General features: G+C 43.3%; 19 protein-coding genes, 2 tRNA genes and 2 pseudogenes. 10 read left to right on the top strand and 13 right to left on the bottom strand.

The window, feature by feature from the left end:
* Positions 1-896: 896 nt before the first annotated feature.
* Positions 897-1,874 (top strand): annotated as a pseudogene (locus R8N46_RS09300) (DDE-type integrase/transposase/recombinase).
* 174 nt (positions 1,875-2,048) lie between these two features.
* On the opposite strand, the gene R8N46_RS09295 reads toward R8N46_RS09300, so the two are convergent.
* From R8N46_RS09295 to R8N46_RS09275, 5 genes are all read right to left on the bottom strand, one after another.
* Positions 2,049-2,456: a hypothetical protein gene (locus R8N46_RS09295; protein ID WP_064353862.1), complete on the bottom strand. Its 408-nt coding sequence runs from the start codon at positions 2,454-2,456 to the stop codon at positions 2,049-2,051.
* 837 nt (positions 2,457-3,293) lie between these two features.
* Complete coding sequence (locus tag R8N46_RS09290; RefSeq protein WP_104975270.1) at positions 3,294-3,950, bottom strand: hypothetical protein; 657 nt, start codon at positions 3,948-3,950, stop codon at positions 3,294-3,296.
* Between the two features lie 833 nt (positions 3,951-4,783).
* The gene (locus R8N46_RS09285) at positions 4,784-5,092 is read right to left on the bottom strand and encodes a hypothetical protein (protein ID WP_033905178.1); all 309 of its coding nucleotides are present in this window, start codon (positions 5,090-5,092) and stop codon (positions 4,784-4,786) included.
* Between the two features lie 151 nt (positions 5,093-5,243).
* The gene (locus tag R8N46_RS09280) at positions 5,244-5,687 is read right to left on the bottom strand and encodes a hypothetical protein (RefSeq protein WP_033905177.1); all 444 of its coding nucleotides are present in this window, start codon (positions 5,685-5,687) and stop codon (positions 5,244-5,246) included.
* A gap of 551 nt (positions 5,688-6,238) precedes the next feature.
* Entirely contained in the window at positions 6,239-6,454 is a 216-nt protein-coding gene (locus R8N46_RS09275; RefSeq protein ID WP_033905175.1) for a hypothetical protein, read from the bottom strand.
* 172 nt (positions 6,455-6,626) lie between these two features.
* On the opposite strand from R8N46_RS09275, the pseudogene R8N46_RS09270 reads away from it, so the two are divergent.
* Positions 6,627-6,908, top strand: a pseudogene (locus tag R8N46_RS09270) (helix-turn-helix domain-containing protein); the annotation flags it as partial.
* Positions 6,909-6,959: 51 nt separating this feature from the next.
* Positions 6,960-7,772, top strand: a complete 813-nt coding sequence (locus R8N46_RS09265; RefSeq protein ID WP_033905174.1) for a tyrosine-type recombinase/integrase — start codon at positions 6,960-6,962, stop codon at positions 7,770-7,772.
* A 185-nt stretch (positions 7,773-7,957) separates the two neighbouring features.
* Here the strand turns inward: R8N46_RS09265 and R8N46_RS09260 are convergent.
* From R8N46_RS09260 to hppD, 8 genes are all read right to left on the bottom strand, one after another.
* Positions 7,958-8,034: transfer RNA gene (locus R8N46_RS09260), tRNA-Val, on the bottom strand.
* Positions 8,035-8,067: 33 nt separating this feature from the next.
* Positions 8,068-8,144: transfer RNA gene (locus R8N46_RS09255), tRNA-Val, on the bottom strand.
* Between the two features lie 179 nt (positions 8,145-8,323).
* A complete protein-coding gene (locus tag R8N46_RS09250; protein ID WP_005377830.1) occupies positions 8,324-8,662 on the bottom strand; it encodes a hypothetical protein in 339 nt (112 codons plus the stop codon).
* 119 nt (positions 8,663-8,781) lie between these two features.
* Entirely contained in the window at positions 8,782-9,441 is a 660-nt protein-coding gene (locus R8N46_RS09245) for a DUF2726 domain-containing protein (protein WP_047100684.1), read from the bottom strand.
* A 195-nt stretch (positions 9,442-9,636) separates the two neighbouring features.
* Positions 9,637-10,305 carry a maleylacetoacetate isomerase gene (gene maiA / locus R8N46_RS09240; protein WP_017820906.1) on the bottom strand — a complete coding sequence of 223 codons (669 nt, stop codon included), beginning with the start codon at positions 10,303-10,305 and terminating at the stop codon, positions 9,637-9,639.
* Positions 10,306-10,326: 21 nt separating this feature from the next.
* Positions 10,327-11,364, bottom strand: coding sequence for a fumarylacetoacetate hydrolase family protein (locus tag R8N46_RS09235; protein WP_213972311.1), 1,038 nt, complete (start codon positions 11,362-11,364; stop codon positions 10,327-10,329).
* 9 nt (positions 11,365-11,373) lie between these two features.
* Entirely contained in the window at positions 11,374-12,504 is a 1,131-nt protein-coding gene (locus tag R8N46_RS09230; protein ID WP_213972310.1) for a homogentisate 1,2-dioxygenase, read from the bottom strand.
* Positions 12,497-13,570, bottom strand: coding sequence for a 4-hydroxyphenylpyruvate dioxygenase (hppD, locus tag R8N46_RS09225; RefSeq protein ID WP_005377835.1), 1,074 nt, complete (start codon positions 13,568-13,570; stop codon positions 12,497-12,499). Before hppD ends, R8N46_RS09230 begins: the two co-directional genes overlap by 8 nt.
* 539 nt (positions 13,571-14,109) lie before the next feature.
* Between hppD and R8N46_RS09220 the strand changes: the two genes are divergently transcribed.
* The 7 genes from R8N46_RS09220 (at position 14,110) to R8N46_RS09190 (ending at position 22,890) form a co-directional block, all read left to right on the top strand.
* Positions 14,110-15,216 (top strand): M20/M25/M40 family metallo-hydrolase, encoded by a 1,107-nt coding sequence (locus R8N46_RS09220; RefSeq protein WP_213972309.1) that lies wholly within the window; start codon positions 14,110-14,112, stop codon positions 15,214-15,216.
* A gap of 263 nt (positions 15,217-15,479) precedes the next feature.
* Positions 15,480-17,090, top strand: coding sequence for a peptide ABC transporter substrate-binding protein (locus R8N46_RS09215; RefSeq protein ID WP_213972308.1), 1,611 nt, complete (start codon positions 15,480-15,482; stop codon positions 17,088-17,090).
* A gap of 145 nt (positions 17,091-17,235) precedes the next feature.
* Positions 17,236-18,156 carry an oligopeptide ABC transporter permease OppB gene (gene oppB / locus R8N46_RS09210; protein ID WP_005377838.1) on the top strand — a complete coding sequence of 307 codons (921 nt, stop codon included), beginning with the start codon at positions 17,236-17,238 and terminating at the stop codon, positions 18,154-18,156.
* Positions 18,157-18,165: 9 nt separating this feature from the next.
* Entirely contained in the window at positions 18,166-19,098 is a 933-nt protein-coding gene (locus R8N46_RS09205; protein ID WP_213972307.1) for an ABC transporter permease subunit, read from the top strand.
* Between the two features lie 10 nt (positions 19,099-19,108).
* Positions 19,109-20,092, top strand: a complete 984-nt coding sequence (locus R8N46_RS09200; protein WP_213972306.1) for an ABC transporter ATP-binding protein — start codon at positions 19,109-19,111, stop codon at positions 20,090-20,092.
* Between the two features lie 9 nt (positions 20,093-20,101).
* The gene (locus tag R8N46_RS09195; RefSeq protein ID WP_053303147.1) at positions 20,102-21,094 is read left to right on the top strand and encodes an ABC transporter ATP-binding protein; all 993 of its coding nucleotides are present in this window, start codon (positions 20,102-20,104) and stop codon (positions 21,092-21,094) included.
* Positions 21,094-22,890, top strand: a complete 1,797-nt coding sequence (locus tag R8N46_RS09190) for an aminopeptidase P family protein (RefSeq protein WP_213972305.1) — start codon at positions 21,094-21,096, stop codon at positions 22,888-22,890. Before R8N46_RS09195 ends, R8N46_RS09190 begins: the two co-directional genes overlap by 1 nt.
* Positions 22,891-22,967 lie beyond the last annotated feature (77 nt).

Raw genomic sequence — 22,967 nt, 5'->3', positions numbered from 1 at the left:
TAAAAATCCAACGAAAATAGAAGATAAATATCTATCATATTTAAAGGTATCTTGAGGATTGCTTTTAGCAAAATTCATTTTTATTGTCATATATCCAATCATGAAAAACAAGGCGTCACTAGAGAAAATGATGTGATAGCAGTTATAAAAAGCAATGGAAATGACAAAGTCACATTCCGGACTAAAGAGTATGAGACTAGTATGATATTTTTATACTGTGGTTCTCGAAATTGTGCAGGGTATGATCCAGAAGGGAGTCAAATTATCTATGTACCCCAAACACAAATGACGACGAAAAACCCAAGAATATACCAAAGATGTTGATTATTCTATCTACAACTAGCTTTCTGATTACTACTCAATCCGATGAAGAACTAGTAGTGGTTACGGACTGGCTTCAGCGTAATTCACGTCGCCGAAAAATGACGAGCACCCTCTAAAATATCAACAATTGGAAGATATACGAATTAATTATGTGTTTGAGCCAGGAGGTTGCAAGGGCAAAAAAGATGACGATAAACAGTATATTAAGAAACTCCGCAAGAAACTGAAGTTAACACATGAGAATGGGGTTGATTCATTTAATTACTTATAGTGTCGACCGAGACAAAATAAATCATTTTATGTCAATGCGTACTAAAGTGATGCGTGAGTTAGCTAAGAATTTAATTTATCGGTCAGCCATAGGGGAGGATTTTCAACCTCAAATACAAGATATTACGAAGTGACTAGAGTTAACTTTCAAAGCTTGGCCCTATCATGTTTTAAAGGATGTCTCTAATTTAAACCTCTACAACCAAGACGCTATCCGTACACAAACCAGCCCCTTCAGATTTTAGAGTCTTTATCCTAAACTGTGTGATTCATAGACATTCTTTCAACTATGCTGGGTGTCTATGGACAGAGAAATCCAACAAAGACTACGGTGGGTAAAAATGTATGAGGAATGTGGTTATGCAGGCCTGGTATGTCGACGCTGTAGTATTTCCAGACCAACATTACATAAGTGGGCTAGGCGATAGAAGCAGTATGGAATCGCTGGTCTGGAAAGCCAGAGCAGACGCCCTCATTCATCTCCAGTTGCCAAGCTCTATGATGAGCTAAGAGCATTGATCGTTACGATGCGTGAGAAAGGCAATTTAGGGGCGCGGCGTATACAAACGAAAGTAATCCGACTTCACCAAATACATCTAAGCACAGCGACACTCCATAAAGTTTTATACGAAGCACCAGTCAAACTCATCGTAACTTACCGACGAAAAAAAGATTTCCAAAGATATGAGCGCCCAATTCCTGGTGATAGAGTCCACATGAACACCTGTAAAATAGCGCCTGGAATTTACCATTATACAGCTATTGATGACTGCTCTCGCTATCGGGTTCTAAGGTGCTGCTCTCGGCGCACAGCAGCAAATACAGTTGACTTTATCGATTGTGTCGTGGAAGAGATACCATTTCCTATCCAGCGTATTCAGACGGACAGAGAGCGTGAATTCTTTGCTGAGAAAGTCCAGAAACAACTCATGATTTATGGGATCAAGTTTCGCCCAAATAACCCTGGTTCACCTCACTTGAATGGTAAAATGGAACTCTCGCAGAAAACAGATAAAAGTGAGTTCTATCCGACCATAGATGTCTATGTGGGGTTGGAAGAACTGGACCTGCTGCTAGCTGAATGGCAACACTACTACACCTAGGAACGGCCCCACAGCTCGTTAAATGGGCTAACCTCGGATAGACAGGATTACTAAGATTCTGATCAAACCCTTTTGTCTGAAGAGGTATCTCAGAACTACGAGATCAAGAAAGAGAGGTATCAAGAGCAGAATTACAAGCTCGATCTTCAGCTAAGAAAAGTGAAACCATCTCTATGAATCACACATTTAAGCTTAGAAACATGATTTTGATTGCTAGCTTTTTCTGGCGACTAACGCCCTGTTAAGGGGTGAGCAACGCAATACTGATGCCACCTTAAACACCGAAACCAACACACAGTGAAAATGCCACGCGTTGGGAATCACTCTTAAATGCTTTGTTATGTATAGCGGCTAGAGAGACCAATTGTAGCTTTTGAAAAACACATCATCTATAGGAAGAACCGGGCACAACAATGCCCCTTCAAGCGGCTTACTGACCGCGATTACTTTTGAAACCTCATCAATCATTACACCAACAGATTCAAGAGAACAGTTCTGTTCGACACTCACCCCCCATTTTTCAGCTTGATTAGAAGATATAGGTTGGCCTAGAAGAATGGCTACTTTGTTACCTTTTACACTGAGTGTCTGTAAATCACCTTGAGCATTAACTGCCCAATTACATTGAGAAGTTAGTTTTGTTTCAAAAATGGTAGACTCTTCAAACAAAGTACAAGATGATCCATTGTTAACTGACAGATTAAATGCTAAGGAAGAAAAATTAACAAACGATAAAAGTAGCGTAGTTGTTTGTTTCACTGTTTTATCTCCCAAAACCAAACTTCATCACCAAGATTAATCCAATCAGGGGCGCCTCCCTTCATATGCTCGCCATCCCAAACGTCAATGTGATCGGTACTACCCCACCCATTCCTGATAAAGATAATCCCTCTCCGACCCATTAATGATTTTCTCTTTGCTCTTTAATAAGCTCTTTATTTCCAAATATATTAGGGTTAACAGAGATCCAATTTGCTAACTCTTGGGCTGCTAAAATGTGTCTAGGACTATGTTTAAAGCCAGGGTAGCAGCGCCTATTAGGATATTTTTGGTCAAAACTTGAAGTGTCGATACCTGTTTCCTCCAGAGCAACCCGTACGAATAGCACACTGATTAGGAAAATGAGCCCTATCACAAGGAGATTTTGGGTATGGATGGTTTTTCCACAACTTGACAAATTGAATTACTGACACTGTACGTACCTCACTGAAACAAAAAGCACTCTAACACACTCAAAAATAGCAGTTACTCTAAGTGTCGCACTTCAAACTTGATACTAAGAACTCGAAGCAAACATCAAAGGGTAGATAGTAGTTCATAGGCCCTTTAAGAGTGCACGAATTATTCGATCGCGAAATATACGTAAGATAAACCATGTTATCGCTATCGTCGCTGATACCACAGCCAAACTGTCTACAGCCATCACGATGTAGAATAAGCAGCCGACAATAACACCAATCAACATCGCTACGTTGAATGGAAAAGCGTTGAATTTAACTATACCGGATGAGCCCTCTCTTAGCTCTGTCTTTAGTCCTTGCAAGTAAAAGAAGAGTAAAGTGCACCCACCGAAAAGACCCAATATTGCTATAATCATTATAACTCCGAAGGATTGATTAGACCTCTGAGGATCAGCTCTTTTCTGGCATCTTTCATGCCTTTGGTTTGCATTGCATTAAAACCAATAATCATTATCACAAAAGCGCCAAGCATTCGCCCTGACTCACCTACAAGTTGCTTTCTTAATCCCAATTTTTTCGCTGTCTCTAACACCTTATTCGAACTAACGATACTCGTTAGACCTTTGGTCACTGTTGTTTTCATTCCTTCATTAAAAACAGAATATACGCCAGCGGGTAACACTCCGACTGAAATCGTTGGAACATCAAAGCCAGGGCTACTGAGTAAGTCAGAGATTTTCTTGTTTGAATTATAATAACTTTTTAACTCAGAATCACTTAGTGACCAGCAGAACCAGTATGGATTTGCGCCGATTTGGCCTATCATTCCATAGAGTTTAGACTTCAAGCGATTGTTTTTTAAATTCAACACACTACTCGTTACTTTTCTTTGGTCGGGCTTCGATAAATGTCTGTACAACACAATACCAGATAAAAGGCTTAACGATTGATTTTCACGATGTAAATCATTTTTATATGGTTCTAGACCCATGAGAACAATGAAAAACTTTAACGGATCTTGATTGTGTTGCCGATGGGTGTATCTGGAAGATGTGACGCTTAAAGAGTCCATGCCTAAAAGTCCTTAGGTAATTTCAATACACAAATCATTACATAATATTAAGTAGGCGTTTCGTTTGTAAAATGTCATTTACTTCTAATGTATTGATATATAGAACTATATTAAAAGTGAGATCTGGTAGGGGTATCCACTTTTAGGTTACAAAAGCTGATGCAAACTTGTAAAGTTGCATCGTTGATTGTAACTTGGTGAAACTTATTTTGAGGCAAAGGTGAGTCTGCCGTGGTCGACATCTGACACGCCTTTGCACAGTTCAGAGTTGCGTTTTTCTAATTTAGTAGAGCATGAATTAACTGATGTATGGCAACTCGCTTATTTGAGCGCCCAGTATCATTGGAACAGAGCACACCGAATACAAACCCATATTGCTCAGTGCTTAATCATTAATAAATTCAATAACTTTACAAGATGATGAAGCATAAAAGGCTAGAGGGTAGCTCCTTCATCAAGAAACCGAATATACGGACGCAACAACTAAAGAGTTGCTTTGAGTTGGAAAGCAACAGGTAAGGGTTTCTTACTTATTGCCAGCAGGAAATGAGGCAAATTAACGAATTTGAACTCCACTTTAAAAAACTTGGGCGCTATCTTAAATCCTGAGATTAATTCCACAAACTTAAATTACTCCTCTTGAGCACATTTTGATCTTAGAGGCTATTCGGTGAAGATCCGAAACAAAAACAAGCACAAACAGTGATTTAAATCACAATTAGGAGTTATTTTCGCAGTTCCTCTCAATGTTTCCCTAGAGGGTAACACCAAGACAATATTACATATAAAACAATGCCTTGTAATGAAATCGAGAATCCATCTTGAACAGTTTGTTAGCTGAAAGTTTCACCGAGTGCATCTATCCATTGCTCTGGCTTCGCTACAATAAACTCGTAACACGTGTTGTTGGCTAGCTTTATGCGAAATGCATTCGTGTTGGTTGGAGTTACACCACCACCTTTGCCCAAGTACTTAGCTACGGCAGCAATGCCTTGGCGCTTTAATTGATATGGACCAAAACCCAACTTTTCGTTGTACGGAATAAAAATTAAATCCGGCTTCGTTAGTTCTAATTTCCCATCTGCTTTAGTCGCACCGAATTGAGTTGTAGCTGTTGAAGACTTAATTACTTTATCAGACATAACGTACCCTCTTCCTTGATTTACTTTTGTCTGCTAACGCCCAATTAAGGGGGTGAGTAACGCAAAACCGATGCACCGCAAAGCACCTTAATCACTCAAATTAACGCATAGTAAAAATGCCAAGCGTTGGAAATCACTCTTAAACAGTTTGTTAGCTATCTATCAAATTGATACAGTTTTGAATGATGATTGCACTATCAGCTTTACTTTGAGTTTGCATCGCGCATTGTGCCATAGAGCTATAGCCACTACTCTTACGTACTTCATGATTCAAATTATCTAGCGCAAGACGAAGAGTTGAAAGATTAAACACTCCGTTATTAACCAAATATTTTACTGTCTCAGGATAAAAACTGGCCATTTCTAAAAATTCAGCTTGCTCATTCACATCATTAAATATATTTTCCCGTTTTAGACACTTTTTGGATAATTTCATGGACAAGATACTGCGCTCTTGTTCGTTGAAAACTTTTCTTTGCATCAAAATAAGAGTCATCGCCAATGCTGCGTCAACATCGTAATGATCGTTTTGGCCGCCAACCATTTTTAAGCACTCTTCAAAGCTTTGAATCAAGTCAGGTAAGATTCCATTCATGTTATTCCTCCAATTTACATTAGGCAATATCTGGCATTACAGCTAACACCCTGTTAAGGTGTGAGCAACGCAATGCCGAAGCTGACGCATACCACCTTAATAACTTAAATCGACGCATAGTAAAAATGCCACGTGTGCAAAATCCCTCTTAAACGCTTTGTTAGCGCGCTATTAAGTTAAACAAGAAATTCTTTGGGGTCCGTTGACTTCCAGTCCTTTTTTCCTCATTACTGTAATAACTATATTCACGTTGATGCTCATCACCATCAACGTGAATCTTATTAACAGCGCAAGGCATATTTATATGCGAAACCGTACACCTAATATTAAAAGTATCATTGTAACTCAACTTCTTAAGCACCTCTACATGTAATACTGTTAACCTGTTAAATATAGAGTTAAGCTCAGTAATAATTATCAATAGATTATTACGTATGCCATTCATTCTATCTTTAACAAAGTGCTTAGATGACTTAAATGACATTTATGGCAACGTAAAATCTTATTCACTGAACGTTCGAGAGCAGCTATTTGAGATCGTGAAATCATGTTTACCCCTCCATAAAGCTACGATAAAGCTCTTCAAGCTTCGAGTTCAATTCAGAGTCACTTTTCGCAGAAATTGAGCCAATTAACTCTGATTCACTTATATTTCCTAGTCTCACATCAAAGCTTTTATTATCAAAACTATCAACGAAAATACACATTTCACTCCCCTCATAAAAGAATGAAGCAGAGTTATCATTAACAGACATATCAAATTTCATCTTTTCCTCTTAATAATGTTTATAAATATCATGTCGACTTAGTGCGTTGCGAATCACTCTGAAGTAACTTGTTATACCGCTTGGATTCAAGTACGAAGTGCGACACCCCTGAAATTTAAAACTGTGAGATGTGCTATTCATAAGTTTTACTCCCGCCAAGAAGTGAAAAACCATGAATTACACACACCTCACTGAGAATGAAAGGTATATGATGTCCGCACTTAGAAAGCAAGGCATTAGTGTCGTCAACATCGCTAAAGAGCTAGGGCGTCACAAGAGCACTATCTACCGAGACTTTAAACGTAACTCTCGATATAATGCCTATCGCCCCAACCCTTCCTATCAGCCAGCTAGAGCGCAACAAAGAGCTAGAAACAGGTTAAGCCGATCACGGCGTAACAAGCGGTATACCAAGCACGATTTCAAAATTATTGACGCACTTATAATGCTCGACTTAATGAGTTTGTAGGAGACAAGCTTTCCAAGTCAATTAACTTAGGAAACCATGAACGACTTTCTAAATACATATTATGGCGATAAATCCAAAGAGGTTTATAACAAGAAACTTTCTCGATTAAAGAAGAGCTTTAGCTATCTAGCAGATGAATCCGCAATTAGTGAAAACTTTATGTTTAACAAAAAACCAAAATGGCTAAATGTTTCTGATAATAAGAAAGAACGCTTGGGTTTAGATATAGAAGCATTCAAAGCAATTGAAAAAGAGGCCCCTCTATTTTTAAAAGTAGCGATGGGGTTATCGATTCAATCGACTCACGCAGTAGCTGAACTACATAGAATAAAATACCGTATACCAAAACCGGATACATGTGGAATTGTCTGGTTTGATACTCCAAAACCAGAGAACGGAGAAATTGTATTTGGTACCTTGTACATACATCGAGCAAAGGTTAAGAATGCTAAAACGTCTTATGTTGCTATTCCGGTGACAAGCGCTATCAAAGAAGTTGTAGAGCTATCTAAAACAGATAAGCTACATTGCCCTTACGTAGTGCATCGTAGACCTGCAAGAAACAATAATATCGCTAAGCAGTGTGACCACCGTTACCAAGTGACCAGTCGCATGATCAGCGAAACATTTTCCAAAGTACGCGACGAACTCGGTTTGTACTCTAACGTAGAAAAAGCTAAGCGCCCTACTTTCCATGAAATCCGAAGGCTATCGGCAAAACTCATCGATGAAATGGGTGTAAACCCTCGCCAACGCATGGCACATGCCAGTGATAGAACCACTCAGATTTACACTGATAGTCACGACGTAGAATGGCATGAAGTACCAGCCATAAGCGTCGCAATATAGCCCATTTCAAGCGCTGTACAAACTACTGTATTTTACCACCTTTTTACCACCCCCTCGAACTTTACTCAGTACTAACGCAGAGTAATAACAAGGGGATAAAAAGGAAAAAAGAAGGAATTCCACTTGAATATCAATAAGTTATAGACACAAAAAAGCCCACCAAAAGGTGGGCTTTTTCTAAAATTTGGTGGGTCCGGGCGAACTCGAATCGCCGACCCCTACCATGTCAAGGTAGTACTCTAACCAACTGAGCTACGGACCCAAATTTTTATGTTCCTAACCATTCAATTCAGAATGGTGCGTCCGAGTGGACTCGAACCACCGACCCCCGCCATGTCAAGGCGATACTCTAACCAGCTGAGCTACGGACGCATTTCTCTGGAACGACGAGGATATTAGCTATAAGCGAACGACGGTGCAAGCACAAATTTACCAACTTTGAACCGTTTGGCGAAAATGTAAACTCAACACGCGTTTTCAGATGATTTTATCGACAAGGACTGAGCCTGCAGGGTTTAAAAGTGTGATCTATATAACTTTTATTATCTCACTTAATTGTCGTAAGGCACTTCACTGAGCATCCAAATCTGTAAGGTTTGCGATACCTTAGGGCAAGTGCCGAACAAAATCTGATATTTAGGTTTAAATGGTTCGCCGATATAGGTTGTACGAATCAACTCTCCTGTTTTGACGTCCACTTGAGTGCTCACCCTGCCTTTGAAGTTTTGAAATATGACAAACTGCTCACTGTGGTAAACCATTTGCTCTCGGTAAAACAAGAAATGATCTTGGGGTGTCTCTGTCAATTCACACTCCAGTGGTTTCAAATTAGGTATCGCACTAACATTAGATGCGATGAACAATGCTGACAAAATCCATCCGTATCGCATATGGCTGCCCTATTCTGCACTCTTTTTCAAAGTATAGGTCTTGCCTTGAGGACAGATACAAAAAAGGCTTTGATCATCTCTAATCAAAGCCCCTTATTTCTGCAGGTTAATTGTCGTGTTTAGTCGTCCGCCTCAAACACAACGTTATAATTTTCGGTGTATGTACAATTCGGCTGACGGCTACAAGTAAAGAAACGTCTCCCTTTGAACTCACCTTGGCTTGCGGTTTTAATGATCATCGGACTGCCGCATTTTTTGCAAAAGCGCACTTCTTTATCAGGCTCAATCAAATCAATGTGTGCCGCAAGCAAACGACGTAATCGCCCAACTTGATAACTGTGCTTTACCGAGGCGCCAATTAAAGGCAGGTTGGCCGTCTTACAAACATGAATCAATAACTTTTGTCTTTCTATCTTACCCTTGTTTAGCTCCTGCCCATTATCCAATTCAACGATAACGCGCGGCTCTAGTGTCCTTGGGTCACAAATAACGTAATCAAAATAGCTTCGAGATATACGATTGTTCGCGACAAAAAACTGCTTCTTATTTTTGATTTCTTTTGGCGTAACCAAACTGGACATGTTTACTTTCGCGAATACTACGGCATGCTCCCCTACCGCCGCTCTTAACGCATTATAGAACGCACCCTCTTGACCTCTGAGCAGAGGGCCTTTCGAGCGATAAGGATAATCACGCGTGTCATCGTGCTTAATCACGTACTTTTGAATAACAAAGAAGAATAAAACCAGAAGAACAACAATGATAAAAATGTTGGTCATAAATAAAGTGCATCCAAAACAACTCGTTGCTCAAAGCGTAAATGGAAATGTTATGCAGAGCAACAAAACCTCGCAATTTTGAGGCGCCACGACGATAGCGAGAAACAGAAAATTTTGCTCACCAATAAAAACAAGCCAATCACACACTTGGATTGGCTCGTTTAAATTTTTTTAATACATTATGTATGCTAAGAATCAACTATTAGCGTCTGGCTGATTCTCTGGCATCGCATCAATAAAAGCTGGCAGTTGATTGCATGACTGCACAACAGCGTTAATGGTTGGATAAAGAGAGGTATCTACACCAAAGCGTTGTGCGTTATAAAATTGTGGTACCAGACAAATATCGACAATAGATGGCGAGCTTGTCAGGCTAAACTTACAATCACCATTTAGTTTACGATGCTTCTGAAGTTTCTCTTCTAATGCCGTAAAACCTTTGTGGATCCAGTGATGAATCCAAGCGACTTTGCGCTCTGGCTCGCAAGCTAACTCCCCCTCTAAATACTGTAGAACTCTTAAGTTATTCAGGGGATGAATCTCCATTGCAATATCCTGAGCCAAAGCTAGCGCTTGGTATCGAAGCGGCGTTTGCTCGGGGATCACGGTGACATCCGGGTAGTGTTCTTCTAAGTATTGAATGATCGCCAGTGACTGGGTTAACTGAACCTCCCCATCCACCAGCAAAGGAACCAGTTCAGAAGCGTTTAACTCATGGTACTCGTCACTGTGTTGTTCGCCACCATTGCGCACCAAGTGTACCGATTTTGAATCATACGATAACTCTTTAAGATTCAAACAAATACGCACACGATACGCCGCTGAAGACCGCCAATATCCGTACAAAACCATGCTATCGCTCATATCGTCTCCCAACCAGCACTGTTAGTGCTTGAGATATTGGCTAACTTGTTGGTCAATCGAACCGAATATGTTGTTGCCATCCGCATCGAACATTTCCAATCTAATTGAATCTCCAAACGACATGAAGTTAGTCGACGGCTTACCATCACGAATGGTTTCAATCATGCGAACTTCCGCGATACATGAATAACCAACACCACCCTCCTCAATCGAAGTGCCATGTTCGGTGCCTTGCTTATTAGATACCGTGCCAGAACCTATAATTGCCCCAGCAGATAGCGGGCGCGTTTTAGTCGCATGAACAATTAAGTCTGCAAAATCAAACGTCATATCGATACCCGCATTTGGGCGACCAAACGGCTTGTGGTTGTATGTCGAGACCAGTGGTAAATGCACTTTGTTTTCGTACCACGCATCGCCTAGTTCGTCAGGTGTTACTGCCACAGGAGAAAACGCAGAAGAAGGTTTAGATTGGAAAAAACCAAACCCTTTAGCTAACTCTGCCGGAATTAGGCCACGTAGTGAGACATCATTCACCAGCATGATCAAACGAATCGACTCCTGAGCCTCTGCAACACTCGCGCCCATTGGTACGTCACCAGTTACCACAGCAACTTCACCTTCGAAATCAATACCCCATTCATCACTCGCAAACTCGATGTTGTCACAAGGACCAATAAAGGCATCAGAGCCTCCTTGGTACATCAACGGATCCGTCCTAAAACTCTCTGGCATTTCAGCGCCGCGAGCTTTTCGAACCAACTCAACGTGGTTTACGTAAGCACTGCCATCAGCCCACTGATAAGCGCGAGGAAGCGGCGACTCACAGTAGTGCGCTTCAAACTCTTCATACCCTGCAACCGTGCCATTGTTCAGTGCAACGTATAGCTCTTCCAGTTGTGGTGCTAGCGTATCCCAGTTATCAAGCGCCACCTGCATCGTCGGAGCTAAGTTCATGGGGTGGAAAATTTCTGTCGCAGGTACGCAGCGCGTTAAGTCTTTGCTCACGACCATCAACAAACCGTCACGAGTGCCATTTTTCTTGGTTGCTAATTTCATCCTTGCCTCTTACTTCTCTTGCCAGCTATAGACGTATTCTTTGTTTTCTACTTTTTCCAGCTCATCCGCAAACTGAAGTGCGTGACGCGTATCGATCATTACCGCAACTTCGTCGGTGAAAGTCTTCTTGTGCTCTCGCCCTGCTTTGAATGCTTTCGGGTGAGGGCCATGTGTAAATCCTGCTGGATGGAATGTCACCATACCTGCTTCAATGTTGTCACGGCTGAAGAAATCACCTGCATGGTAGAACAAGACTTCGTCATAATCGTCATTGTTGTGGTAGAACGGTACTTTGAGCGCTCCAGGATCACTTTCAATTGGACGAGGAACGAAGGTACACACCACAAATCCTGCTCCTACAAATGTAGTATGTGCAGAAGGCGGTAAATGGTAACGATGTGACATAAGTGGACGAATATCACGCCAGTTCACTTTTACTACCGCCAAATCACCATGCCAGCCAATCGCATCCAGCGGGTTGAATGGGTAAGTGATAACACTGACTTTATCGTGGCGTTTCACCTGAACCTGTGTTTGATTCTCAGAATATTGAGCACGGAACTGATCGTTGATCGACGGCGTTTCTAAAACCGCCGGATCAAACACCGCGTGGTTTCCAACCATGCCTTTTTCGGGCAATGTATAAGCCGCATCGGTGTTTTCGATCATCAGAATGAACATCGGCTCGCTTGGCTCTAAACGCCAGCTCGTTGAGCGAGGGATCATGACATAATCCCCTTCGCTCACTTTCAAATGACCATAATCACAGTAGAGATCTGCCGTACCTTGGTGGATGAATAGCAGTTCGTCGCCATCAGCGTTTCTCACCAAGAAATCCATTTTTTCATCCATACGCCAAACACGAACTTTACAATTCGCGTTGTGTAATAGATGCGGGACTGCCCAAGGGGTAATATGGCTGACTTTCTCCACTAGATTAAAATCGAACGCTCGTGGACGTAGCTCGCCCTCCCACTCAGACCACCCCGTTGGGGCATGTTGATGATGAAAATGTGTTGCGGGGCCGAAGAAGCCACTTCGACCTGCCTCACGTTCATAAATTGCCTCTTCCGGGAAGTCAGCATGCGCTTGTTTAGAGCAGACTCCCTCCCGATGAGGGAATGTGATCCATTTATGCATCGCTCAATACTCCTCGGCGAATTTGGTCTTCTTCTATCGATTCAAACAACGCTTTGAAGTTACCCTCGCCAAAGCCTTCATTGCCTTTACGTTGGATGATTTCGAAGAACACAGGGCCGATAACGGTTTGAGTAAAGATTTGTAGCAAGATGCCATCTTTCGTTGGCGCACCATCAATAAGAATCTGCAAATCACGAAGCTTGCTTACATCTTCACCGTGGCCTTCAACACGCTGATCGACTTTCTCGTAATAAGTATCTGGCGTTGGCATAAAGTCCATGCCTCGCTCACGCAAGGTTTTGACCGTTTCGTAGATGTCGTCTGTGGTCAATGCGATGTGTTGAATACCTTCGCCATTGTATTCACGGATAAACTCTTCAATCTGTGATTTATCATCTGACGACTCATTGATAGGAATTCGGATTTTGCCGCAAGGTGCGGTCATCGCACGGCTGACAAGACCAGTCAGCTTACCTTCGATATCGAAATAACGAATTTCGCGGAAGTTACCAATGCGCTCATAGAAACCAGACCAGACATCCATGTTGCCTTGCTTAACGTTGTGCGTTAAGTGGTCGATTTCGTAAAGACCAACATTCGCTTTTGATAAACGCTCATCAGCATCATCATAAAAACGAAAATCGACATCATAAATACTCTGCTTTCCATAACGGTCGACAAAATAAAGCAAGCTTTCACCGATGCCATAAATAGCAGGAATGCTTAGCTCCATCGGCCCAATTTCCGTTTTATATTCTTTACCGCCATTCTCTAACGCATGCGCCAGAGCAACGGTGGCGTCTTTCACACGAAATGCCATGCCACAAACCGACGGACCGTGAACTTTGGCGAATCCCTCAGCTTGGCTATGCGGCTGCGCATTCACAATAAAGCTAATGTCACCTTGTCGATATAACCACGCTTCTTTTGAGCGATGCTTTGCAATCTCCGCAAAACCTAACGATATAAACAGATCTTTAAGCTGTTGAATGCCTTTGTTGTCTGCAGCGGTATATTCAACAAACTCAAATCCGTCTGTTCCTAGTGGGTTATATGCATCAACCATGACTTTCTCCTTGTCTCAGTAGCTTTTGTTTGGACTTATTTTTCTAACTTGGCGCAGGTCTTGAGAAATTGGAATACATGGGGAGAAATCTTTATCTTGGCGACTTTTACGCATAATTGTAAAATATATGTTACACACAGAAGGCACATCGAATCCACTTTCGCAAAAATCAAACAAATTGCTTATTTTCAATACATTAGATTGATATTTTCGGCTTTACGCCAACATGAAAAATGTAAACAAGTTGTTACTTTGGCATTTTATCTTGGCAACGTAGCTCAAAAAGTAAAAGAGGGATAGAAAGCCTATTGCCCCCTATTTCTATCTGCTTCATTCATTTGGTCCTACAAAACATCAAAAGTAATGTTTCGTGACGCTTCATACAGTTCGAAAGGCTCATCGGTCAGAATCGTGTCATGGATACCCCTTTATTGATTCACCTCAGTTTTATTCAAAAGTAACTGTGCCATAAGTGGTGCTCTGTTCCCTATCGAGCCGAGCCACAAGGCTTCACGCTCGATCAGAAAAAGAGACATCTAATGACACACATCAATCAAGAACGCTTAGTTGAACACTTTTGCCAACTAGTACGTATCGACAGCGAATCAAAAAACGAAAAACAAATTGCAGAAACACTGGCAGAACAGCTAGGCGAGCTAGGCTTTACCGTACGCAAGCTTCCAGTGCCTGAGCACATTTCTAACGGTTTTAACGTGTACGCCCGTTTAGACGGCAAAAAAGACGGCTCTATTCTAATGAGCTGTCATATGGATACGGTCACTCCAGGTATTGGCATTGAGCCAATCATCGAAGACGGCATTATCCGTTCAAAAGGCAATACGATTCTCGGTGGCGATGATAAATCTGGTATTGCTGCCATCATGGAAGCCGTTCGTTGTATTCAAGCGGAAAACCGTGAGCACAAAACGTTAGAACTTGCTTTCACCGTGTATGAAGAAGGCGGTTTATTCGGTTCACAATACTTCGATATGTCACACGTCACTTCAACGGAAGCAATCGTGTTAGATACGGGTGGCCCTATTGGCACCATTGTGACCGCAGCCCCAGGCCAGCAAAAGATCATGGCAAAAATCAAAGGTCGACCAGCACACGCAGGGCTTGCGCCAGAAGAAGGCATCAGTGCGATCATGGTGGCGGCTGATGCTATCAACCAAATGAAGCTGCTGCGCATCGACGAAGAAACGACAGCCAACATCGGTATGGTTAACGGCGGTCAGGCCACAAACATTGTTATGCCTGAATTAAAAATCGTGGCAGAAGCACGCTCCCTGAATGGCGATAAACTAGATGCTCAGGTCAATCATATGATCTCAACATTAGAGTCTGTCTGTAAAAAACACGGTGCAGAAGTCGAAATTGAATCTAGCCGAGCCTACGACGCTTTTGTTATTGAAGAAAACCACCCACACGTAAACGCTATAAAAGCAGCGTTTTCAGAGTTGGGAATTGACGCCTTCACAAAAGGCACTGGCGGCGGTAGCGATGCCAACAACTTTAACAAGAAAGGTCTCACAACGGTCAACCTTTCAACTGGCATGGCAAAAGTACACACGACAGAAGAGTTTATCGCGGTAAGTGATATGGTCAAAATCACTGAGTTCGTGAAACATTTCCTAGTCAGTTAACGTCGTGCCTTTTGAAGAGAGACTGACTATCTTCCCCTTCTAGCCTGTGTTTGAAGGGGATTTTAATTTGTATCGAAGCAAAATTACTTCCCGTCATGCCAACTTGATATCAGATCTTCAAAGAAATTCCCCTAGCTCACTTTTTGAGACCAGACAGCTCAACACCTGACACCCTGTTACAGTAATGTTAAAACTCGATTGTGTAGACAATTTATACAATATACATTTTTGGCATCTTTCAGGATGAAAAGAGTGAGACAAGGATGAAATTACCTAAGTTGCTTTTATTAGCGTCGATGATGAGTCCAATACTGGCAACATCAAGCTATGCCGCGCCGTATCCCGCAGGTGTGACCCTCGATGAGACACAAGAAATTACGCTAAACAATGGAGCTGAAGTTACTTCTATTGATCCAGCCAAGCAAGCCGCAGAGCCCGCTTTTAATCTCGGTCGAGACCTGTTTGAAGGTCTGGTCATTCAAGATAAGCAAGGTAAAACCATTCCTGGTGTTGCTGAGTCTTGGTCAGTCAATGACAACAATACGGTTTATACCTTCCACTTACGTGATGCAAAATGGTCAAATGGCGAAACGGTCACTGCACAAGATTTTGTCTACAGCTGGCAACGCTTACTGAATCCAAGCACTGCTTCACCCTACGCTTGGTTTGCGGCCATTCCAAATATCGAAAACTCGCAAGCGATTATGAAGGGCGAAGCCGAGCCTGAGTCTTTGGGCGTGAAGGCGCTGGATGAAAAAACATTCCAGGTAACACTCGAAGAGCCTATTCCCTTCTTTACGAAACTATTAAGTCATCCAGTGCTTGCCCCCGTTCACAAAGCGACCGTTAAAAAACATGGCAACCGTTGGACCCAGCCTGAGCATATCGTTACAAATGGTGCGTTTACTGTCTCTGAATGGAAAGTTAACGAAAAACTGGTGATGGTTAAAAATCCACATTATTGGGACGCAAGCAATGTAGTGCTGGAAAAAGTCACTTGGCTACCAATTGGTGATGCAAACGTAGTGCTAAACCGCTACCTAGCTGGTGAGATAGACCAAGCGGTTTCCATTCCTGCCGCTCAGAAGAAAAAGTTAATTCAACAACGCCCACAAGAGGTGGCAAGCACCAGTGCGTCTCTTGGCTCCACATTCTATTACCTCAACACTCAACAAGGGCCAACAAAAGACGTTCGGGTTCGTAAAGCCCTCTCATATGCCATTGACCGTCAACTGTTAACGAGTGCTATTTTGAGAAACGGTGGGGTTCCAATGTATACCCTTGTGCCACCTCAAACAGATGGTTTTAAATCTCACACTCCTGAGTTCGCAACTTGGAACCGCCATAAACGTATCGAAAAAGCGCAGCAATTACTGTCAGAAGCTGGATACGATAAAAGCAATCCGCTTAAGTTAACGTTTACCGTACCAACTTTCTCGATGGACGTAAAAATGGCAACCACCATGGCAGGCATGTGGAAAAGCCGATTGGGTGCGCAAGTCACGATAAAACAGCTAGAACCGAAAGTGTTCTACGCACTTAAAGAGCCGACCGACATTACTCGCGGCGGCTGGACGGCCGACTACAATGAAGCCTCTACATGGTTGGATATCTTCGTTTCTAGTGGTGAGTACAACGATTCTCGTTATAACAACCCGCAATACGACGAGTTAATGGCTCGCTCAAAGACCATGAGCAACCCATCAGAACTGTATTTACAAGCAGAAAGCATGCTGATTGAAGACATGGCCATTATTCCTATTTATCGTCCGGGTAACGATCAATACCTCATCAAGCCTTACGTGGGCGGCTACGAACTGACAAACCCTGAGTCGTCGTACTACCGCAAGAATGTCTATGTAAAAGCCCACTAAAAGCATGTTTTCGGTCTGAGTCGGCAAGTTCAATGTTTACTTGCCGTTCCTCATATCTCTCGGTGGAGAAGGCAACCTGAGCTCAGACCATTTTTTTATTCATAACCGTTCGAAGTGATTTCGGATGACCAAAGGATGATGGATCATGATTTGGTACATTGTTAAGCGATTAGCTATCGCTATCCCCACGCTTCTATTCATCGCACTCGTATCATTTTGGCTGATGCACATTGCACCAGGGGGGCCATTTGATATGGAACGGCCTATGCCAGAGGTGGTACGTGCGAATATCGAAGCAAAATTCCATTTGGACCAGCCCTTCCTTACTCAGTTTTGGATTTACATTGGTAATTTCATACAAGGAGATCTCGGTCCGAGCTTCGTTTATCAAGACTTCAGTGTTACACAGCTCGTCGCACAATCATGGCCAGTTTCAGCAGTATTAGGCGTGCTCTCCTTTTGTATTTCCGTTCCACTTGGCATGTTGCTTGGCACCATTGCGGCATTGAACCGAAATAGCCGCCTAGATTACGGCCTGATGACACTTTCGATGACTGGAGTTGTGGTTCCGGCTTTCGTGCTTGCTCCAGTTTTAGTCATGATCTTCGCTATTCAGCTCGGCTGGTTCCCTGCTGGTGGTTGGGAAGGAGGAAAGCTGGCTTTTCTTGTTCTTCCCGTGCTCAGCCTAGCGATTGGCTCCATTGCGAGTATTGCACGCGTCATGCGTGGCGCAATGATTGAAACGCTCAACCAACCATACATTCGAACGGCAAAAGCCAAAGGTTTGTCCACAACCTACATTTTATTCCATCACGCTTTGCGACCATCCCTGATTCCCGTCGTTGCGATGCTCGGCCCTGCGTTTGTGTCTGTCGTGACAGGCTCGGTAATTATCGACATTTTCTTTGGTACAGGTGGCATGGGACAACACTTTGTGTCTGGGGCTCTCAACCGCGACTACGGCCTAGTAATGGGCATTACTCTGATTGTCGCTTCACTCACTATCTTCTTTAACCTTGTGGTCGACTTGCTATATACGATTATCGACCCTCGTATACGCGTTTAGGAGTACGGCATGTTAACGATAAAAAAACTGGATACACAAGCTCTTCAAGATCAAGTCGTCGACAATATTGAAGCCGTCAAAGGTCGCAGTCTTTGGCAGGATGCATGGACTCGATTTCGTAAAAACAGAGCCGCGATGACATCAGTGTATGTTTTGGCGTTCATTACCTTATGCATCACCTTCGGCCCCTCTCTTGCCGCTTTTGGCCATGATGAAATTGACTGGGAAGTGCTCATCGATCCATACGAGCTAGGGAAACCTTCACTGAGCAGTGGCCATTACTTTGGTACCGATGATCTCGGGCAAGATGTCTTTGCTCGCACGATGCAAGGCGGCAGGCTCTCTATTTTGGTGGGTTTTGTCGGCGCCTTAGTCGCCGTTGTTATTGGTACGATTTGGGGAAGTATTTCCGGCTATCTTGGCGGCGTTGTCGATAGCGTAATGATGCGCATTATTGAGGTGCTCGATTCGGTGCCATTTATGTTTATGGTTATCCTGTTTGTTACCCTTTTTGGCAACAACATCTACCTGATTTTTATCGTGATCGGAATGGTATCTTGGCTGGGCATTGCCCGTGTTGTACGTGGTGTCACCTTCGGTCTAAAAAAGCGAGAATTCATCGAAGCCGCACACTCTATTGGGGTTTCTAAATTGACAATTGTCCGACGCCATGTTCTGCCTAATGTTCTTGGGATCGTGATGGTTTATTCCTCCTTAATGGTACCAGGATTCATTATGTTCGAATCGTTTTTAAGCTTCTTAGGGCTTGGTGTTCAACCACCAGACACGAGCTGGGGGATCCTGATTTCCGAAGGCGCAAAAACAATTGACGTTGCATTGTGGATGCTGCTTTTTCCCTCTCTGTTTTTAGTTGCCACCCTCTTTTGTTTTAACTTCATCGGCGATGGCTTGCGTGATGCTCTTGACCCGAAAGACCGATAAGGACAAACCCATGCTATCTATTGAAAACATGAACGTGCGCTTCGATACGCCAGATGGGCAAGTGCAAGCGGTCAGTAATCTCTCCTACTCGATTAAAGCGGGCGAAACTCTTGGGATTGTTGGGGAATCAGGTTCGGGAAAAAGCCAGTCTGTTTTCGCATTAATGGGGTTAACCGCGGACAACGGCGCCGTGTCTGGCAGCGCGATGTTCCACGGTGATGATTTACTCGCGATGTCTAAAAAGCAGCTCAACCGCATCCGTGCAGAGAAAATCGGAATGATCTTTCAAGATCCGATGACGTCACTCAATCCATTCATGAAAATTGGCAAACAGCTTTGTGAAGTTCTCATGATTCATAAAGGAATGAGCCGAAAACAAGCAAAAATTGAATCGATTCACATGTTAGATGCGGTGCGTATTCCCTCTCCCGAAACTCGGATGAATCAATACCCTCACGAGCTATCTGGCGGAATGCGTCAGCGAATCATGATAGCGATGGCCTTGTTGTGTAAGCCCGAGTTGTTAATTGCAGACGAACCAACCACCGCATTAGATGTAACCGTTCAGGCTCAAATTTTGACGCTATTACGAGACTTACAACAAGAGTTCAACACCGCAATTTTACTGATCACTCACGATATGGGCGTCGTCGCCGAGATGTGTGATCGCGTATTGGTCATGTATGGTGGTCAAAAAATGGAGCAATCCGATACCGAGACATTGTTCGCTCAACCTGCGCACCCCTATACTCAAGGTCTGCTAAAGGCTATTCCTTCTATCACTGAAGATATGCCGCGTTTACCAACCATCCCAGGTAACCCACCAAGTGCGTTGATTAACCATAAAGGGTGTCCGTTTAGAGAGCGGTGCGAGCATCGAGAGACGCGTTGCCAATACGAAACCCCACGGTTTTCTCCATTAAACACGAGCCAGTCCATTGCCTGTCACGTTAAAGCACCCAGTGTTATCACTCCCATTCAAATAAAAGCTTAAGGAGGCGTTATGAATAAAAAAGAAGTCCTCATGTCTGCTCGTGATTTAAACGTCCACTTTCCTGTTTCACGTCATCTTATTCCAAGTCGACGTAAAATCGTGAAAGCGGTCAATGGTATCGACTTAGATGTTTACCGAGGTGAGACACTTGGCATTGTGGGGGAATCAGGCTGCGGAAAATCAACACTTGCACGCGCCTTACTTCGCTTAACTGAACCTACACATGGCGAGTTGACTTGGAAAGGTCAAGACATGCTCGGGTTTAGTAAAAAAGAGCTTTCCTCTCGACGCAGAGAATTTCAGATGGTGTTTCAGGACCCATCCGCTTGTTTGAATCCGAGATTAACCATCTCAGAATGCATCGCCGAACCACTGCTCACCCACGAGCCACAACTTAAACGGGCAGAGGTAGAAAAGCGTGTCATCGCTATGATGGATAAAGTGGGTCTCTTGGCGAGCCAGCGAAACCGCTATCCACATGAATTTTCCGGAGGTCAATGCCAGCGTGTGGGCATTGCCAGAGCATTAATTCTCAATCCAGATTTGGTCGTGTGTGATGAACCCGTTAGTGCGCTAGACGTCTCCATACAAGCTCAGGTCATCAATCTTCTAGATGATCTTAAACAAGAAATGGGGTTAACACTGGTGATGATTGCGCATGACTTAAGCGTGGTGCGCCATATCAGCGACCGCGTTATGGTGATGTATCTTGGTAAACCTATGGAAGTAGGACGTTACGATAAAGTATTTGATGATGCACAACACCCCTACACCAAAGCACTGTTATCTGCTGTCCCGATAGCTAATCCGCAATTAGCACGTGACCGTGAAATACAACTATTGCCCGGCGACCTTCCTTCTCCACTTAATCCACCGAGCGGTTGCGTTTTTCGTACTCGATGCCCAGAAGCAACAGAAGTATGCGGGCAACAGAACCCAATAAAAACAGGCTCGGAGCAGCATCATATCTATTGCTCAAATATGACTTTAGGAACCATTTAATGAACAATACTAACTCAGTAAACCAACGCCTTACGTTATTGCGTGAGGCAATGTCCTTTCACAACGTGTCTGCATATATCGTGACCAACAATGACCCACATAACAGTGAATACTCCGCGGTTCATTGGTTAGCGCGAAGCTGGATTTCAGGTTTTACCGGCTCAGCAGGCGATGTCGTCATTACCCAACAAGGTGGTGGCCTGTGGACTGATGGTCGTTACTATATTCAAGCTGAAGAACAGTTACACGGCACAGGACTTGAACTGTTTAAAGCCAAACAACCAGAAACGCCGACAATTACCAAATGGCTGGCTACCACGCTCCCAGAAAACAGTATTGTCGCGGTTGACGGGCGCGCCATCAGTTACGCTTTTTATCAAGGCCTCAAACAAGCCTTTGAAGCGAAAAACATTAAGATCATTCTCGACCTAGATTTGCTCACACCGATTTGGCTTGAAAGACCACCTCGCCCAAGTGCACCCGTATTCGAGCACCCCACCGCTTTTGCTGGCGTTGACACAGAAAATAAGTTAGCGAGAATCCGTTCTTGGTTAACCGAGAACCAAGTAGGTAGCTTATTAGTGTCAACGCTAGATGATGTCATGTGGACAATGAATATTCGAGGTGGTGATACGAATTACTGCCCAGTTTCTGAAGCCTATCTAGTTGTAGAGCAATCACTTGCGACACTGTTTATTGATAAAGCCAAACTGCCTCAAGACGTTGAAAGAGCGCTCACCAAGCAGAGTGTACACATTCGCCATTACAACTACGTAAGTCAGTATTTGAATCAGCAATGTGAGGGATTATCGCTCGCTTTTAACCCGACCCACACAGACAGCTTATTGGTGAGTTCGATTGAACGGAATGTGAATCTAAAGCCAATGGCTTGCCCTGTAACGGCAATGAAGGCCATAAAAAATGCGACTGAGCTAACTAGCCTAGAACAGGCATTAACAGATGATGGTGTGGCAATCGTAAGGTTTATGAACTGGCTCGAAGAGCAAGTTCCAAGCGGACTCGTTACAGAATTGTCTGCTGAGGCACAACTGAATCACTATCGCCGTCAAACCCGACATTATGTGAGTGACAGTTTCCGCACTATCGCAGGCTTCGCAGCTCACGGGGCAAAAATGCATTATGCCGCCGATGAAGAAAGCAATGCCGCAGTCAATGAAAGCAACTTCTTTCTCGTCGATTCTGGTGGCCAATACCTTGGCGGGACAACAGACATCACCCGTACTTTCCACTTCGGGTCACCGACCATTAAGCAGCGCAAAGATTATACCTTGGTGCTCAAAGCGGTCATCCGACTGACTCAGACTCGATTCATGAAAGGCTCTACGGGTGCCAATCTTGATATCATGGCGCGTGGCGTCTTATGGCAACATGGTATTGATTACAAGTGCGGCACTGGACACGGCGTAGGCATTTGCTTGAATGTTCACGAAGGCCCACAAAATTTCTCGCAAAGCCACCATGAGGTTGAGCTAAAACCGGGTATGGTCATTACTAATGAACCAGGCGTTTATCGCGAAGGTGAGTACGGGGTAAGAATAGAGAACATTCTTAAAGTTGTAGAAGTAGAACAAAATGAGTTCGGCACGTTCTACGGTTTTGAGACCATCACTCTTGCTCCAATTGCGACCAACGCCCTTGATTTATCAATGCTAGATCAAGCAGAGCTAGACTGGCTCAATCATTACCATTCACGAGTCTATCAAGCACTTAGCCCTTTTCTTGATACGCAAGATAAAAACTGGCTTCAACGCACAACCCAACTTATTGAGAAATAGGATATCAGCAAGCTTTATAACGTTTTCATTTTCATCTCAAACTCCTTGTTTGCCAGCCTTCGGGCTGGTTTTTTTTA

It is taken from the genome of Vibrio sp. 1874 (assembly GCF_033344395.1).
GTDB lineage: Bacteria > Pseudomonadota > Gammaproteobacteria > Enterobacterales > Vibrionaceae > Vibrio > Vibrio alginolyticus.
Note: the sequence above shows the minus strand (reverse complement) of the source record. Positions and strands in the feature narration are given on the sequence as shown.

Excerpts from the sequence above, each read along its gene's own strand:
- R8N46_RS09290 (WP_104975270.1), bottom strand. The coding sequence starts at position 3,950 with ATGGACTCTTTAAGCGTCACATCTTCCAGATACACCCATCGGCAACAC.
- R8N46_RS09285 (WP_033905178.1), bottom strand. The coding sequence starts at position 5,092 with ATGTCTGATAAAGTAATTAAGTCTTCAACAGCTACAACTCAATTCGGT.
- R8N46_RS09280 (WP_033905177.1), bottom strand. The coding sequence starts at position 5,687 with ATGAATGGAATCTTACCTGACTTGATTCAAAGCTTTGAAGAGTGCTTA.
- R8N46_RS09275 (WP_033905175.1), bottom strand. The coding sequence starts at position 6,454 with ATGAAATTTGATATGTCTGTTAATGATAACTCTGCTTCATTCTTTTAT.
- R8N46_RS09265 (WP_033905174.1), top strand. The coding sequence starts at position 6,960 with ATGAACGACTTTCTAAATACATATTATGGCGATAAATCCAAAGAGGTT.
- R8N46_RS09250 (WP_005377830.1), bottom strand. The coding sequence starts at position 8,662 with ATGCGATACGGATGGATTTTGTCAGCATTGTTCATCGCATCTAATGTT.
- R8N46_RS09245 (WP_047100684.1), bottom strand. The coding sequence starts at position 9,441 with ATGACCAACATTTTTATCATTGTTGTTCTTCTGGTTTTATTCTTCTTT.
- maiA (WP_017820906.1), bottom strand. The coding sequence starts at position 10,305 with ATGAGCGATAGCATGGTTTTGTACGGATATTGGCGGTCTTCAGCGGCG.
- R8N46_RS09235 (WP_213972311.1), bottom strand. The coding sequence starts at position 11,364 with ATGAAATTAGCAACCAAGAAAAATGGCACTCGTGACGGTTTGTTGATG.
- R8N46_RS09230 (WP_213972310.1), bottom strand. The coding sequence starts at position 12,504 with ATGCATAAATGGATCACATTCCCTCATCGGGAGGGAGTCTGCTCTAAA.
- hppD (WP_005377835.1), bottom strand. The coding sequence starts at position 13,570 with ATGGTTGATGCATATAACCCACTAGGAACAGACGGATTTGAGTTTGTT.
- R8N46_RS09220 (WP_213972309.1), top strand. The coding sequence starts at position 14,110 with ATGACACACATCAATCAAGAACGCTTAGTTGAACACTTTTGCCAACTA.
- R8N46_RS09215 (WP_213972308.1), top strand. The coding sequence starts at position 15,480 with ATGAAATTACCTAAGTTGCTTTTATTAGCGTCGATGATGAGTCCAATA.
- oppB (WP_005377838.1), top strand. The coding sequence starts at position 17,236 with ATGATTTGGTACATTGTTAAGCGATTAGCTATCGCTATCCCCACGCTT.
- R8N46_RS09205 (WP_213972307.1), top strand. The coding sequence starts at position 18,166 with ATGTTAACGATAAAAAAACTGGATACACAAGCTCTTCAAGATCAAGTC.
- R8N46_RS09200 (WP_213972306.1), top strand. The coding sequence starts at position 19,109 with ATGCTATCTATTGAAAACATGAACGTGCGCTTCGATACGCCAGATGGG.
- R8N46_RS09195 (WP_053303147.1), top strand. The coding sequence starts at position 20,102 with ATGAATAAAAAAGAAGTCCTCATGTCTGCTCGTGATTTAAACGTCCAC.
- R8N46_RS09190 (WP_213972305.1), top strand. The coding sequence starts at position 21,094 with ATGAACAATACTAACTCAGTAAACCAACGCCTTACGTTATTGCGTGAG.